The sequence below is a fragment of the Aequorivita xiaoshiensis genome (genome assembly GCF_022008395.1).
In the GTDB taxonomy this organism is placed as follows: Bacteria; Bacteroidota; Bacteroidia; order Flavobacteriales; family Flavobacteriaceae; genus Aequorivita; species Aequorivita xiaoshiensis.
Window position 1 is genome coordinate 162,877 of the sequence record NZ_JAIRBB010000001.1, and the last position, 14,375, is coordinate 177,251.

Below are 14,375 nucleotides of genomic sequence, written 5' to 3' on the forward strand. Positions count from 1 at the left end.
TTCACGACCCCGGTTATAATTAAGGACGGCAAAGATAATATATTTTCTTTTTGAAATTCAATCAATTAAAGTTTTTCTTTTACATTTGTCTAATTCACTTCATAATAACATCACCAATGAAAAAAATCCTACTTGTCTTACTTTCAGCTTTCTTTATAATTTCTTGTGAAGATACTAAGGTAACAGATTCTGCTTTGCAAGCCAATATTGATAATAATTTTTACATGGCTGCAGATGCTCGCGCTTCAGTAAACGACGATGGCACATTAACCATTTTGGGGTCTTCTCAAAATGAAGGTATGACGATTAAACTATCAAGTTTAGCAGAAAACAGCTATACAATTGGTGAAGGTTCTTCCAACTTTGCTATGTATGAAGGTCCAGGTGGAAGTGTTTACACTACCTTGCCAGATGGTGAGGGAATGGTAACTATATCTGAGGTAAATGAAGTAAACAAAACTATTTCGGGTACATTTCACTTTAACGCTATTCTCCCAGGCATAGATACAATTTACGTTTCTAACGGCACATTGTTCGATATACCTTACAACAACAGCACCGAACTTGATCCCGTTAACGCAGGAACCTTTTCCGCTAAGATTAATGATAATGAATTCCTTCCATTTATAGTTTCGGCTAGAAAAACTACTCATAGAATATCAATTTCAGCAAACAACGTGAATTCAAAAATCACTTTAAACTTTAAACCAGACGTATCAACTGGAAATTACGCCTTACCTAATGCCACCGTACAAGCAATTTATACAAATGCCGATGGCTCTAAGACTACCAGAGAAGGGGTAGTAAGCTTAAGCGAACATAATACTTCAGAAAAAACCATGAAGGGCACGTTTAGTTTTAATACAGACAACACACTTATTACAGAGGGAAAATTTAACATTACATACAAATAAACCCCTGAAAGACTCTTATTTCGTTAAACCTTCTTAAATGATACTAAGCTTAGGTTAAAAATTCTTTTATCACCTTTATTCATAGTATATTGGGGTATATCCCAATGAAGTTGAGCAGTTGTCTTTATTAGGAATTCAGAAATAAAACGACTGTATAATTTAAAATGAATGATGATGAAGTTTACTGAAAAGATGTCGAATAAATTAAATGAATTGTTAGAGAAGAACTATGATGCCGAAAAGGGTTATAAAAAAGCTGCAGAAAAAGTGGACAACACAAAACTGAAGCAATTCTTTAACGAACAAGCTCAAAAACGTTATAATTTTGGTCACGAATTAAAGAGCGAAATTAAAAACTACGGTGAAACTCCTGAAAAAAGTGGAAGTACAACCGGAGCATTACACAGAACCTGGATGGATATTGAAACTGCCTTTTCTTCAAATAACGAGAAAACAATTTTAGGCGAAGTTCAAAAAGGTGAAAAAGCTGCCATTGAAGAGTACAACGAAGTAATTAAAGACACTACGTTACCACCTACAACGCAGAAAATTTTGACCAACCAGCGTGACACCATCGATACTGCATGGCAAAATGCTAAGAATTTTGAATCTATTATTGCTTAATAATATTTTTGAAAAAGAAAGATTGAAACCGTTCGAGGAAATTTCCTCGAACGGTTTTCTTTTGTGAACAATTCGTTAGACTTTTATTTCACTATAGCGGTTGATTTTTCTATTTTTACTTTTTTGAATTCCATCCTTCGACTTCGCATAAGGCAATACATTCAAAATTTAATTTCGTCAATCTAAAACACTCAATTTCAATGTATTTAATATTCGATACAGAAACCACTGGCTTACCTAAACGCTTTAATGCTCCAATAAGCGACACCGATAATTGGCCACGTTGTATACAGATTGCATGGCAGCTGCACGATGCCATGGGAAATGTAATTGAGCACCAAGATTTTTTGGTGAAACCTGAGGGTTTCAACATTCCATTCGACGCAGAAAAAATTCACGGAATTTCTACCGAATTAGCGGAAGCCGAAGGTGTAGCTTTAGAGGAAGTAGCTGAGAAATTCAACATTGCACTTTCAAAAACAAAATTTGTCGTTGGTCAGAATGTTGGGTTTGATGTAAATATTATGGGAGCGGAATTTTACCGCTTGGGGATTGACACCGCATTGACCACCCTCCCAGTTTTAGATACTTGTACCGAAACTACAGCTCAACTTTGTCAGATTCCTGGTGGACGTGGTGGAAAGTTTAAACTACCTACATTAACAGAGCTTCACGAGTTTTTATTTAACACACCTTTTTCTGAAGCGCACAACGCAACTGCCGATGTGGAGGCAACAACACGTTGCTTTTTCGAATTGGTGCGTCGACAAGTTTTTACAGCTGAAGAACTTGATGTTCAACCAGATTATTTTGAGAAATTTTCAAAAGAAAACCCTCAAACAATCGAGCTTATAGGATTAAAACATATTAATCTTCAAAAAGCTTCACAAAAAATTCGGGAGCAAATACAAGCTTTATCAGAAACTGAAGAAATTTCTTCAGAAGAAATAAAAGAAAACATTGCCACTTTAGAAGATGTACCATTTGTGCATCTTCATAACCATTCACAATTTTCAATTCTTCAATCTACTTCTAGCACACAAGATTTAGTGAATGCCGCAGTAGAAAATAACATGCCTGCAGTAGCCCTTACAGACACGGGGAATATGATGGGAGCGTTTCATTTTGTGCAATCGGTTAACAATTACAACAAAAACCTAACAGAAGAAAATAAACACAAGGCATTAAAAGGAATTGTGGGCTGCGAATTCTTTGTTTGTGAAGATCACTTAAACAAATCGCATAAAGACAATGGCTATCAAATTGTAATGCTTGCAAAAAACAAAACAGGCTATCACAATTTAGCAAAAATGGCCTCCATAGCCTATACTGAGGGATTTTACTACGTACCGAGAATCGACAAGAAAATTGTTGAAAAATACAAAGAAGACATTATTGTTTTAACGGGAAGTCTTTACGGGGAAGTCCCTGGTAAGATTTTAAATATTGGAGAAGCTCAATCTGAAGAAGCACTGCTTTGGTGGAAAGAACAGTTTGGCGAAGATCTTTACGTTGAAATTATGCGTCACGACCAAGAAGATGAAAGACGCGTAAACGATGTTTTGATTGCTATGGCAAGACGAAACAATGTGAAAATTGTAGCCTGCAACAACACCTATTATATTAAAAAAGAAGACGCCAACGCACACGATATTTTATTGTGTGTAAAAGATGGTGAAAAACAAGCTACTCCAATTGGTAGAGGTCGTGGTTATCGTTACGGTTTACCGAATCAAGAATATTACTTCAAAGATTCTGAAGAAATGAAAGCGCTTTTCAAGGATCTTCCTGAAGCAATTTTAAATATCGAGGAAGTAGTTTCAAAAATTGAACCTTTCTCATTACACCGAGATGTACTTCTTCCTAATTTCGGAATTCCTGATGAATTTTTATCTCCTGAAGATGCTGATGGTGGTAAAAGAGGGGAAAATGCATACCTCCGCCACTTAACCTATTTAGGCGCAAAAAGACGTTATCCAGAATTATCTGAGGTAACGCTAGAGGAACTGACAGACAAGGAACTTCCTGAGGATGCCTCAGACCGAATAAAAGAAATTAGACAACGTCTAGATTTCGAACTTGAAGTTATCGCCAATACAGGCTATCCGGGTTACTTCTTGATTGTTCAAGACTTTATTGCTGAGGCCCGAAAAATGGGGGTTTCGGTTGGTCCAGGCCGTGGTTCGGCTGCAGGTAGTGCAGTTGCCTATTGCTTAGGAATTACAAATATCTGCCCAATAGAATACGATTTACTTTTTGAGCGTTTCTTGAATCCAGATCGTGTAAGTATGCCCGATATCGATATTGACTTTGATGATGAAGGCCGAAGCAAGGTTATGGATTACGTAATTAATAAATACGGAAGTAACCAAGTAGCTCAAATTATCACCTATGGTACAATGGCGGCAAAATCATCCATCCGCGATACCGCGCGAGTGCTTGATTTACCATTAAATGATGCTGATAGGATTTCAAAACTTATCCCTAATATGACTAAGCTGAACAAAATTTTCGGCTTAAGTCCTGTAGAGTTAAAAGCTCGCTTTAGAAGTGACGATCTTCCAAAGGTGAATGAACTTTTAAACCTTTCCGAAGGAAGTGATTTGGAAGCTCAAACAATAAATCAAGCAAAAATTCTTGAAGGATCTGTTAGAAACACCGGGATTCACGCTTGTGGCGTAATTATTACTCCAAGTGATATTACAAACTTCGTCCCCGTTTCCACGGCAAAAGACAGTGATTTATACGTTACCCAATTTGACAACTCCGTAGTAGAAAGCGCTGGATTGCTTAAGATGGACTTCTTAGGATTAAAAACACTTACCCTTATAAAAGACACCGTAAAGATTGTCAAGCATAGGCACAATATAGATTTAGACCCTGATAGTTTTCCTCTCGACGACGAAAAAACCTACGAACTTTTCCAAAGAGGTGAAACCGTAGGGATATTCCAGTATGAATCTGCAGGGATGCAGAAATATATGAAGGAATTAAAGCCTACAGTTTTTGCAGATTTAATTGCAATGAACGCTTTGTATCGTCCAGGACCTATGGACTACATTCCTAGCTTCATTAAAAGAAAACACGGGGAAGAGGAAATTGAATACGATCTACCTGCAATGGAGGAGTATTTAAAGGAAACTTACGGAATTACTGTTTACCAAGAGCAGGTGATGTTGCTGTCCCAAAAACTTGCTGGCTTTACAAAAGGTGAAGCCGACGTTTTACGTAAAGCGATGGGTAAAAAGCAGAAAGCAGTACTAGACAAAATGAAGCCGCAGTTTATTGCACAAGCTTCTGAAAAAGGTCACGATGCAGAGAAACTTGAAAAAATCTGGAAAGACTGGGAGGCCTTTGCGAGTTATGCGTTTAACAAATCGCACTCTACTTGCTATGCTTGGATTGCTTACCAAACGGCATACTTAAAAGCCCACTACCCTGCTGAATATATGGCAGCCGTGCTTTCAAACAACATGAACGACATAAAGCAAGTCACCTTCTTTATGGACGAATGCAAGCGAATGGGTATGAAAGTATTGGGGCCAGATGTAAACGAATCTTTTCACAAATTTACGGTAAACGATCAAGGCGCTATCCGTTTTGGGATGGGTGCCATTAAAGGTGTTGGGGGAAGTGCAGTAGCTACAATTGTAGAAAACAGGAAAGACGGTAAATACAAATCTGTTTTCGACTTGGCGAAGCGCATAGATCTTCGCGCTGCAAATAAAAAAGCTTTTGAAAACTTAGCCCTAGCGGGTGGTTTTGACAGTTTTGATACACATCGAGCTCAATATTTACACGATTCGGGTGACGGAACAATGTTTATTGAGAAAGTATTGCGATATGCCGCTAAATACCAGGAAACACAGAACTCATCGCAAGTAAGCTTGTTTGGAGATGCAAGTGAAGTTCAAATTCCAGAGCCCGAAGTACCACCTTGTGAAGAATGGGGTACTATGAAAAAATTAAAACAAGAACGCGAAGTAGTTGGTGTATATATTTCTGGTCATCCATTAGACGATTTCAAAATAGAAATGAACAGTTTTACCAATTGCAAAGTATCGGATTTCAATAATCTCGACAATTTCTTAAATAAAGAAATGACTTTTGGCGGTGTGGTTAGCGATGTGCAACACAGAGAATCAAAGGCCGGGAAAGGATGGGCTATTTTTACTGTTGAAGATTATGACGACAGTTACGAATTCAAGATTTTTGGAGAAGATTACTTAAAGTGGCGTCACTTTTTGGTTCCCAATAGCTTTATTTATGGACGCGTTTTTGTAAAAGAAGGTTGGACCAACCGCGAAACAGGCAAAAAAGGAGAGCCTCGTCTTCAGTACAATAGTTTTCAACTGTTACACGATATAATGGAAACACAAGGTAAAAAACTAACCCTTACCCTTCCATTAACCGATGTTAAAGATGGCCGCATTGATAAACTTAAAGATTTAGTAAAAACCCATAAGGGCGAGAAGCAGTTGTATTTTGTGGTTTTTGAAAAAGACGAGAAGATTCTTCTTGAAATGCCAAGTAGAACACATAAAATCAACATCTCTAAAGAGTTGTTAGACGAACTTGACAGAGAGCAAGTTCATTATAAGCTCAATTAGAAGAGGAATCTGTTAGGTTTTTCGTAGGCTGACGTCTGAGTACAAAACAACAATAGAAATAAACAATACTTGCATTTCCTAAACATATATTAAGAAGTGTTTTATAGCGAAAAAAATAACTATTTTTGAAATTCATTAAAAATTAAGATTATGGCATTAGAAATAACAGACGCAACATTCGAAGAAACAGTTTTAAAAAGCGATAAGCCTGTATTGGTTGACTTTTGGGCAGCCTGGTGTGGACCTTGCCGAATGGTAGGACCAATCATTGAGGAAATAAGCAAAGAATATGACGGGAAAGCTGTTGTAGGAAAAGTTGACGTAGATGCAAACCAAGAGTTTGCTGCAAAATACGGTGTAAGAAACATTCCAACCGTTTTGGTATTCCAAAATGGTGAAGTAGTAGGACGTCAAGTAGGCGTTGCTCCTAAAAATGTTTATGCAGAAGCGATTGATTCACTTTTGTAATCATTAAGCAAAAAAATAAATCACTAAAAGGCTTGGCATATCGCTAAGCCTTTTTTTATATTAGTAGAATGTCTGGTCGAGCGCAGTCGAGACCTCATTAAAGAATAACAACTATCAAAAACCTCTCGACTGCGCTCGAGGGGACAGAGCAATATATATGAAAAAAACAGATAAAGTACAGGATAAAATTGAAAACAAACTATTGGAGGAACGCAAAGTATTCCTTTGGGGAATGGTGGACGACAAAAGTGCCAAACACGTTGTAGATAGGTTATTGTACTTAGACGCCTTAAACCACGACGAAATTAAGTTTTATATCAATAGCCCAGGAGGCTATGTAACTTCAGGTTTTTCTATCTATGATATGCTGAAGGAAATTAAAAGCCCCGTTTCAACAATTTGTACAGGATTAGCAGCTTCAATGGGTAGTATTTTACTATCTGCAGGTGAAAAAGGCAAGCGATTTATTCAGCCACACGCTAGAGTTATGATTCACCAGCCCAGCGGTGGAGCTCGTGGAGTTGCAAGCGATATTGAAATTACTGCTCAAGAAATTTTAAAAACAAAAGAAATAAGCGCTAGAATTCTAGCAGATAATTGCGGACAAGATTTTGAAAAAGTAATGAAAGACTTCAACCGTGATCATTGGATGGACGCTGAAGAATCAGTAACGTACGGGATAGTAGATGGAATTTTAAAATAATTCTTTAAATACATTTTCGGTATAAAACTTGAAAATAGATTGGAAATATAAATCACATAAAAAAACAAACATGAAAAAGACATTATTCGTTTTTGGTATAGCCATGATAACATTAGTTGGTTGTAAAAATGAAGAGAAAAAACAAGTAATAAATGCAGAAACTATGGATGAAGTAGTTTCGGATGTGGTAGACGAGCACAATTCTCAAAACTCACTAGACTGGTCTGGTGTTTACGAAGGAACGCTTCCATGTGCAGACTGCGAGGGTATTAAAACAGTTATTGAACTAAAAGAAGACAATACCTACACAATCTCTCAAACCTATCTTAAAGGCCCAGAAAACACCGAAGAATTTAAAAATAACGGTACTTTCTCTTGGGATGAAGCAGGATTAAAAGTAATTCTAAAAAATGGTGAAGAAACTTCACAATATAAAGTAGGCGAAAACCAAATTACAATGCTCAACGCTAACGGAGAGATGACAGAAGGTGAATTAGCTGATTTTTATATTTTGAAGAAAAAATAAAATACAAGCTTTAAAATAAGTCCTTTTTTATAATCTTTATGATACGAGCAAACCTTGTGTCATAAAGATTATTAATTAATAACCATTGCTAAGTAATTTTAAAATTTCCAAATATTATAAAACTGCTTTTACGTGCAGATTCAGTAAATTAAACACCTATTCAACTTTGCTCTGATTGACAATATGGATATAGAAAAAGAAATAAATGAGATTGTAGGTTTTAAAAACCTCGAGCTACTTGCAAAACAAGTGGTAGAAGGCTTTATTTCTGGACTTCATAAGAGTCCGTTTCACGGATTTTCTGCAGAATTCGCAGAGCATAAAATTTACAATAATGGCGAAAGTACTAAGCATATAGATTGGAAGTTATTTGCCAAAACGGATAAACTTTATACCAAACGCTACGAGGAGGAAACAAATTTGCGATGTCACTTAATTGTAGACAATAGCAGCTCGATGCACTACCCAAAACTCAAGCAGTTTAACATCAACTCATTAAACAAAATTGCATTTTCTGTTTTAGCTTCAGCAGCAATTATGAATTTAATGAAACGCCAACGTGATGCCGTTGGGTTAAGTATTTATAGTGATGAATACGAATTTTACGCATCGGAAAAAGGAAGCGAGCGCCATCATCAAATGTTGCTTCAAAAGCTAAATGAAGCCTTGCTTTCACCTAAAGAGAAAGCACAGACCAAAACCTATGAGCACCTGCATTTAATTGCTGAAAAGCTCAAGAGACGTTCTTTAGTCTTTCTATTTACCGATATGTTTCAAAATGGCACCGAAGAAGAAAAACTATTTGAAGCACTTCAACATTTAAAATACAACAAACACGAAGTAATTTTATTCCATACTTTCGATAAGAAGCGGGAAGTAAATTTCGATTTTTCCAATCGCCCTAAACGTTTTGTAGATGTTGAGACTGGCGAATATGTAAACCTTTACGCCGAAAACATAAAAGAGCAATACGAAGAAGCTGTTCAAAATTATTTTAAAGAACTAGAATTGCGTTGTGCACAATACCGTATAAAGTACGTTTTAGCAGATACCAACGAGAGCTTTAATAAGATTTTGACCACTTATTTGGTAGAACGGCAGAAGTTTGGGTGATAAAGTATCGTCTACTATCGGTAGTACTGGGTTTTTTGTGAAATTTAAACCTTTTGATACTAATTGAAAACTAGCGAATTGCAATTAAAAGAAATATTTTTTTAATTTTTTTCAAAAAATAGTTTGTGAAAACGAATTGGAGTAGTATATTTGCCACCGCTTAATACAGCAAGGAACAAGTTCCAAAATGTATTGGTAACAATTTTTCACAATGCCTAACTGTTGTTAGGGTCTCCCGAAAGGAAGATTGAAAAAATTGGTCTGGTAGTTCAGTTGGTTAGAATACCTGCCTGTCACGCAGGGGGTCGCGAGTTCGAGTCTCGTCCAGACCGCTACTTCGACTTCGCTCAGTAACCGCGAAGTAGTAAAAGAAGTTGTGTTGTTCCGAAATTACTTCGGAATGTGGTTTAGAAATAGACCGATGAGAAGCTTTTCCAGAAGCCTGCACTGAGCAGAGCCGAAGTGGAGAGGCTTTTTTTGTTTTAGCACAATTTTGATGCGTTTTTAACAAAAAAAAGGATCAAGAACGGATCAAGAACAATTGTTGTGTTTATGCAAAAATCCTTGTTAATCTATACAAGAAGAGACTACAACTCCTTCCCTGGATCCCAGAAAATTTTATCAAAATCTTGAATTTGATTATCAACCACTACAACGCCTTCACTTTCTAGAAGTTGTTGCATTAAGTTAGTGCCTTTAAAGTGGTGTTTCCCTGTTAACAATCCTTTTCTGTTTACAACTCTATGTGCGGGCACTTCAGCTTTGTTGCTATTGTTTAATGCCCATCCTACCATCCGCGCGCTTCTTGATGCTCCTAAGTAATTTGCAATAGCTCCGTATGAAGTTACCCGTCCGTATGGGATAAGTGCCGTAACTTGATAAACTTTTTCAAAAAAGCCTGTATCAGACATTCTAGATTTCTCTTAAAATTTTAAATAAAGTAATTATAGAAATGGCTGCAGTTACCAATCCGATTACATAATTCATATTCAAACTCAACTTTTTAGAATGTTCCTTAGGTCTAAAAAACTGAACGTATAAGGCAAGACTAGAATAAGTTCCTATTCCCGAACCAATAACTGCCATCCAAATTTCGAGTTGTGAAAAGGAGAATAACTCGAAAGCAGAAAAAGTTATACTTAGATACATCCAATATGGTAGCGGCAGTAAATTTAGCATTGCAATAAAAATTCCTAAGAAAAATCTATTCTTTTTGGAATTGTGTTCGCGGTCGCGAATCTCCCGGCGAGTATCTTTCGCAATAAAAAAGAAGTAAATGGTAAGGCTAATAAAAATACCTAAAGCCACTTTCTGAAGCATGCTTACCACTTCGGGGTGTTGCTCTATATAGCGCGCTAAGATAAGCGCTATATACGTTTGAGTCATTACAGTAATACATACACCTAAAGAAAAAAGAAAAGCTCGTTTTCTGCCTTCCTTCATGCTAATTTTAGCAGCATACATATTTATTAACCCAGGAGGCAAAACACCTAAAAACGACCCTAGAAATCCTATTAAAAAATTGTAAACTAATGTCATTCAGGGGTGTTCTTTTTGTGAATATACTAATTTTATTTCTAACGAAATTTGAATCTAATGTAGGTTATCTTCTTTCCTTTCTCTAAATATTGATTTTCGTAAAAAGTTTGAATATTAGTAACTGCTTCTGGTGCGCCATCACTTCCATATACATCGTGATGTGCATATTCAATAGTTTCTCGTAGCCCGTGAAGCAAACCAAGAGTGTAACCGTGCATAAATTCACTGTCGGTTTTTAAGTGTACTACTCCCCCTGGCTTTAATATCTTTTTATATTTATTTAAAAAATCTTCGTTGGTTAATCTGTGCTTAGTACGCTTGTATTTTATTTGCGGATCTGGAAACGTAATCCAAATTTCATCTACTTCATTTTCCTCAAAAATATGATCAACAAGTTCAATTTGGGTGCGTAGGAAACCAACGTTGTCTAGGTTTTCTTCCAAGGCACTTTTTGCACCGCGCCAAAAACGGGCTCCTTTAATATCTATTCCTAAGAAGTTAGTTTTAGGATTTAGTTTTGCAAGACTTACCGAATACTCTCCTTTCCCACAACCGAGTTCTAAAACCAAAGGGTTATCGTTTTTAAAGAAATTTTTACGCCAGTTACCTTTAAGCTTAAGTAAATCGCCTATTACCTCTTCTCGTGAGGGTTGCACCACATTATCAAAAGTTTCATTTTCTCTAAAGCGCTTCAGTTTATTTTTACTTCCCAATGTATATAAAGTTATGAGTTATTGAATATTGGGTTTCTAGCCTTTATTGGATTTACCCGATTATTTCCTGCCCGAACTGCAACTTTGATAAACACAAACGTGTAAACCATAAGCTGTTCCCTTGCAGATTGACAAAATTAATGAAATATAACTTCGCGGCAATTATTGCTACCTTTGTTTTATGCGGAAAAACAACACAATATTAGTGGCTCCATTAAATTGGGGACTTGGGCACGCTACACGGTGTATCCCCATTATTCGCGCACTGCTAGATTACAATTACAATGTGTTAATTGCTTCGGATGGAGAAGCTCTAAAAATTCTCCAAAAAGAATTCCCTCTTCTTGAATCGTTAAACCTACCTTCATACAACATCACTTACCCCAAAAAAGGGAGTCATTTTAAATGGAAGATGTTTCTAAAACTTCCTCGAATTCAAAAAGCTATTGCAGCGGAAAAGCGAATTGTAAAAAATTTAGTCGATTCTGGAAAAATCAATGGAATTATAAGCGATAATAGATTCGGTGTAAGAAACGCAGGGATTCCTTCCGTATTTATAACACACCAATTAAACGTATTGTCGGGAGGCACTTCTTATTTAAGCAGTAAAATCCACCAAAAAATCATCAAGAAATTTGATGTTTGCTGGGTACCAGATGTAGATGATTTAATTATGAACCTCAGCGGGAAATTAGGACATTTAAAACACCACCCTTTTCCTATAAAATACATTGGCATCTCTAGCAGAATGATGAAAAACGAGCTACCTAAAACCACCGATGTTTTAGTCCTTATATCTGGTCCAGAACCGCAACGCTCAATTTTTGAAGAGAAATTAAAACAGACATTTAAAAAAACCGAAAAGAATGTTTTAATGGTGCGAGGTGTTATAGAAAATGAACAGGTATGGCAAGATTTCGAAAATATAAAAACAGTGAATTTTATGATGAGTTATGAACTTGAAGATGCTATTAACTCAAGCAAATTAGTTATCTCGCGATCTGGCTACACTACATTAATGGACTTAACGGTATTAGAAAAAAAAGCATATTTTATTCCGACACCTGGACAATACGAACAGAAATATTTAGCAAATCGGTTAAAGAATCTCGGGATCGCCCCTTCCTGTAAGCAGAAAAATTTTTCTTTGGATAAACTTGATGCAGTAGAAAACTATAAAGGCTTGGAGCAAATAGTCCAACAGCCTATTAATTATTCAGAATTATTTTCCCTTTTCGAGCGTAAATGAAAACTCCGATCCTATTCCGTATTGGCTTTCTACATAAATCTTTTCTTTATGAGCCTCAACGATGTGTTTTACAATAGAAAGTCCTAGTCCACTTCCACCCTCTTTTCTAGAACCACTTTTATCTACTCTGTAAAAACGTTCAAAGATTCGCTTTAGGTTTTCTTGTAAAATCCCTTCTCCATTATCGGTAATCCTTAATAGAATTTTATTTTTACCGATATTATCAAAGCCTACTTCGGTAGTACCTTCCTTCCTACCATATTTAATTGAATTGACAATTAAGTTTGTTAGCACTTGTTCAATCCTTTCCTTATCGGCATTTACAATTATAGGCTCTTTGTATTCCTTATCAAAAACCAGAGAAATATTCTTCTTCGCGGCTTTCATTTCTAATAAGTCGAATATACTTTGAACTAACTCGATTATATTGAAATTCTCTTTTTTAAGAACAAGCCCCCCTATTTCCAACTTAGCTATCAAATCGAGCTCATTTACAATATAAGCAAGTCTTTCTACTCCTTTACTAGCCCTTTTAAGATATTCTTTACGCACTTTTTTATCGTCTAACGCTCCATCTAACAGCGTTAGAATATAACTTTGAACTGTAAACAATGGGGTTTTTAGTTCGTGAGAAACATTACCCATAAATTCTTTTCGGTAATTCTCACGAATATTTAAGGATTCTATTTCGGTTTTTTTATCGTTTACATAGCGTTCAACTTCCTTAGTTAAGCCTTCCAAATCTGTAGTCACAGAAGGTTGTGGAAAGTCCTTTTCGTATAAAACACTTACATCCTTGTAAATTTTCTTTATTCGCAGATAAATAAATTTTTCAACACGATACTGAAGAATTATATACGAAATGAAAAATAGAATTACAAAATAAAGCAGTAACCAACCCGAAATGCTTTCCTTTAAAACATAATGAAACGCAACCAATCCCAAAACTGAGAATAGCGCTATCAAAAATGCTGTGGACGCAGCAAATCTATATTTTTTTGAAATTTTCATCTATAGGAGTTCGGTTATCTTTTCAAACTATTAAATTAAAGAAAAGAAGATAACAAAAGGTGTTTTAAATAACGAATTTATAACCAACACCTTTAACTGTTTTAAACCTTTCGTCGCCTATTTTCTCGCGAAGTTTACGAATGTGTACATCAATAGTTCGACCTCCTACTATAACGTCATTTCCCCAAATACTATCTAAAATATTCTCACGCTTAAACACTTTACCTGGTTTTGATGCAAGTAGTGCCAGGAGTTCAAATTCTTTCTTCGGTAGCATTATCTCTTCTTTTCCTAGCAAGATCTTATACTCTTCGCGATTGATAACAAGGTCACCTAATTTCATTTTATCGCTTTCTTCCTCATCCTTAAACCTGCGTAGCAAAGCTTTTACCTTACTTACAAGAACCTTTGGCTTTATAGGTTTTGTAATATAATCGTCTGCTCCAGCGTCTAAACCAGCAACTTGAGAAAAATCTTCACCGCGAGCGCTTAAAAACGTAATCACTGTTTCTGATAAATCAGGAATAGATCTTATTTTTTCGCACGCCTCAATGCCATCCATTTTAGGCATCATAACATCCATAATGATAAGCTGAGGCTTTACTTTTTTAGCCTTATCGATTGCCTCAACACCATTTTCTGCTGTTTCAATTTTATATCCTTCTAGGGCTAAATTGTATCGCACTATTTCAAGAATATCTGGTTCGTCATCTACTAATAAAATTGTTATATCCTTTTTTTTCATACTTAAAACCAGTTGTTTTTTGATGCTGTAAAGATACTATTATTAATCGCAAGATAACTTTAGCACGTTTATTGTTAACTATAAGATAACCTTAAGATAACATATTGCTTAAGTAGCGACATAAATCAAAATAATTTTAAAAATAACCTCAACTTACTGA

General features: G+C 35.9%; 13 protein-coding genes and 1 tRNA gene. 9 read left to right on the top strand and 5 right to left on the bottom strand.

Annotation, left to right across the window (positions count from 1 at the left end; translation table 11 throughout):
- Positions 1 to 116: 116 nt before the first annotated feature.
- The 8 genes from K8344_RS00735 to K8344_RS00770 all read left to right on the top strand — a co-directional run bounded on the left by K8344_RS00735 (position 117) and on the right by K8344_RS00770 (position 9,290).
- Positions 117 to 914, top strand: coding sequence for a DUF6252 domain-containing protein (locus tag K8344_RS00735; RefSeq protein ID WP_237606351.1), 798 nt, complete (start codon positions 117 to 119; stop codon positions 912 to 914).
- Positions 915 to 1,088: 174 nt separating this feature from the next.
- Entirely contained in the window at positions 1,089 to 1,538 is a 450-nt protein-coding gene (locus tag K8344_RS00740; protein ID WP_139854404.1) for a ferritin-like domain-containing protein, read from the top strand.
- Positions 1,539 to 1,738: 200 nt separating this feature from the next.
- On the top strand, positions 1,739 to 6,148 hold the full coding sequence (gene dnaE / locus K8344_RS00745; RefSeq protein ID WP_237606352.1) for a DNA polymerase III subunit alpha: 4,410 nt from the start codon (positions 1,739 to 1,741) through the stop codon (positions 6,146 to 6,148).
- 150 nt (positions 6,149 to 6,298) lie between these two features.
- Positions 6,299 to 6,616, top strand: a complete 318-nt coding sequence (gene trxA / locus K8344_RS00750) for a thioredoxin (protein WP_068761863.1) — start codon at positions 6,299 to 6,301, stop codon at positions 6,614 to 6,616.
- 157 nt (positions 6,617 to 6,773) lie between these two features.
- Entirely contained in the window at positions 6,774 to 7,319 is a 546-nt protein-coding gene (locus tag K8344_RS00755) for a ClpP family protease (protein WP_237606353.1), read from the top strand.
- A 70-nt stretch (positions 7,320 to 7,389) separates the two neighbouring features.
- Positions 7,390 to 7,845, top strand: coding sequence for a copper resistance protein NlpE (locus tag K8344_RS00760; RefSeq protein WP_237606354.1), 456 nt, complete (start codon positions 7,390 to 7,392; stop codon positions 7,843 to 7,845).
- A gap of 183 nt (positions 7,846 to 8,028) precedes the next feature.
- Positions 8,029 to 8,958, top strand: a complete 930-nt coding sequence (locus K8344_RS00765; RefSeq protein ID WP_237606356.1) for a DUF58 domain-containing protein — start codon at positions 8,029 to 8,031, stop codon at positions 8,956 to 8,958.
- A gap of 258 nt (positions 8,959 to 9,216) precedes the next feature.
- Positions 9,217 to 9,290 (top strand) — tRNA-Asp (locus K8344_RS00770).
- Between the two features lie 255 nt (positions 9,291 to 9,545).
- Here the strand turns inward: K8344_RS00770 and K8344_RS00775 are convergent.
- From K8344_RS00775 to trmB, 3 genes are read right to left on the bottom strand one after another with little or no spacing between them, the layout of a single operon-like run.
- Entirely contained in the window at positions 9,546 to 9,869 is a 324-nt protein-coding gene (locus K8344_RS00775; protein ID WP_237606357.1) for an MGMT family protein, read from the bottom strand.
- 1 nt (position 9,870) lies between these two features.
- Positions 9,871 to 10,497 (bottom strand): LysE family translocator, encoded by a 627-nt coding sequence (locus tag K8344_RS00780; RefSeq protein WP_237606358.1) that lies wholly within the window; start codon positions 10,495 to 10,497, stop codon positions 9,871 to 9,873.
- Between the two features lie 38 nt (positions 10,498 to 10,535).
- Positions 10,536 to 11,210, bottom strand: a complete 675-nt coding sequence (gene trmB, locus K8344_RS00785) for a tRNA (guanosine(46)-N7)-methyltransferase TrmB (protein ID WP_165144605.1) — start codon at positions 11,208 to 11,210, stop codon at positions 10,536 to 10,538.
- A gap of 181 nt (positions 11,211 to 11,391) precedes the next feature.
- On the opposite strand from trmB, the gene K8344_RS00790 reads away from it, so the two are divergent.
- On the top strand, positions 11,392 to 12,459 hold the full coding sequence (locus tag K8344_RS00790) for a glycosyltransferase (RefSeq protein ID WP_237606359.1): 1,068 nt from the start codon (positions 11,392 to 11,394) through the stop codon (positions 12,457 to 12,459).
- Here the strand turns inward: K8344_RS00790 and K8344_RS00795 are convergent.
- Together K8344_RS00795 and K8344_RS00800 are read right to left on the bottom strand one after the other, a co-directional pair.
- The gene (locus K8344_RS00795) at positions 12,433 to 13,470 is read right to left on the bottom strand and encodes a sensor histidine kinase (protein ID WP_237606360.1); all 1,038 of its coding nucleotides are present in this window, start codon (positions 13,468 to 13,470) and stop codon (positions 12,433 to 12,435) included. The genes K8344_RS00790 and K8344_RS00795 overlap by 27 nt on opposite strands.
- Positions 13,471 to 13,534: 64 nt before the next feature.
- Positions 13,535 to 14,215, bottom strand: a complete 681-nt coding sequence (locus K8344_RS00800) for a response regulator transcription factor (protein ID WP_139853887.1) — start codon at positions 14,213 to 14,215, stop codon at positions 13,535 to 13,537.
- Between the last annotated feature and the right edge of the window lie 160 nt (positions 14,216 to 14,375).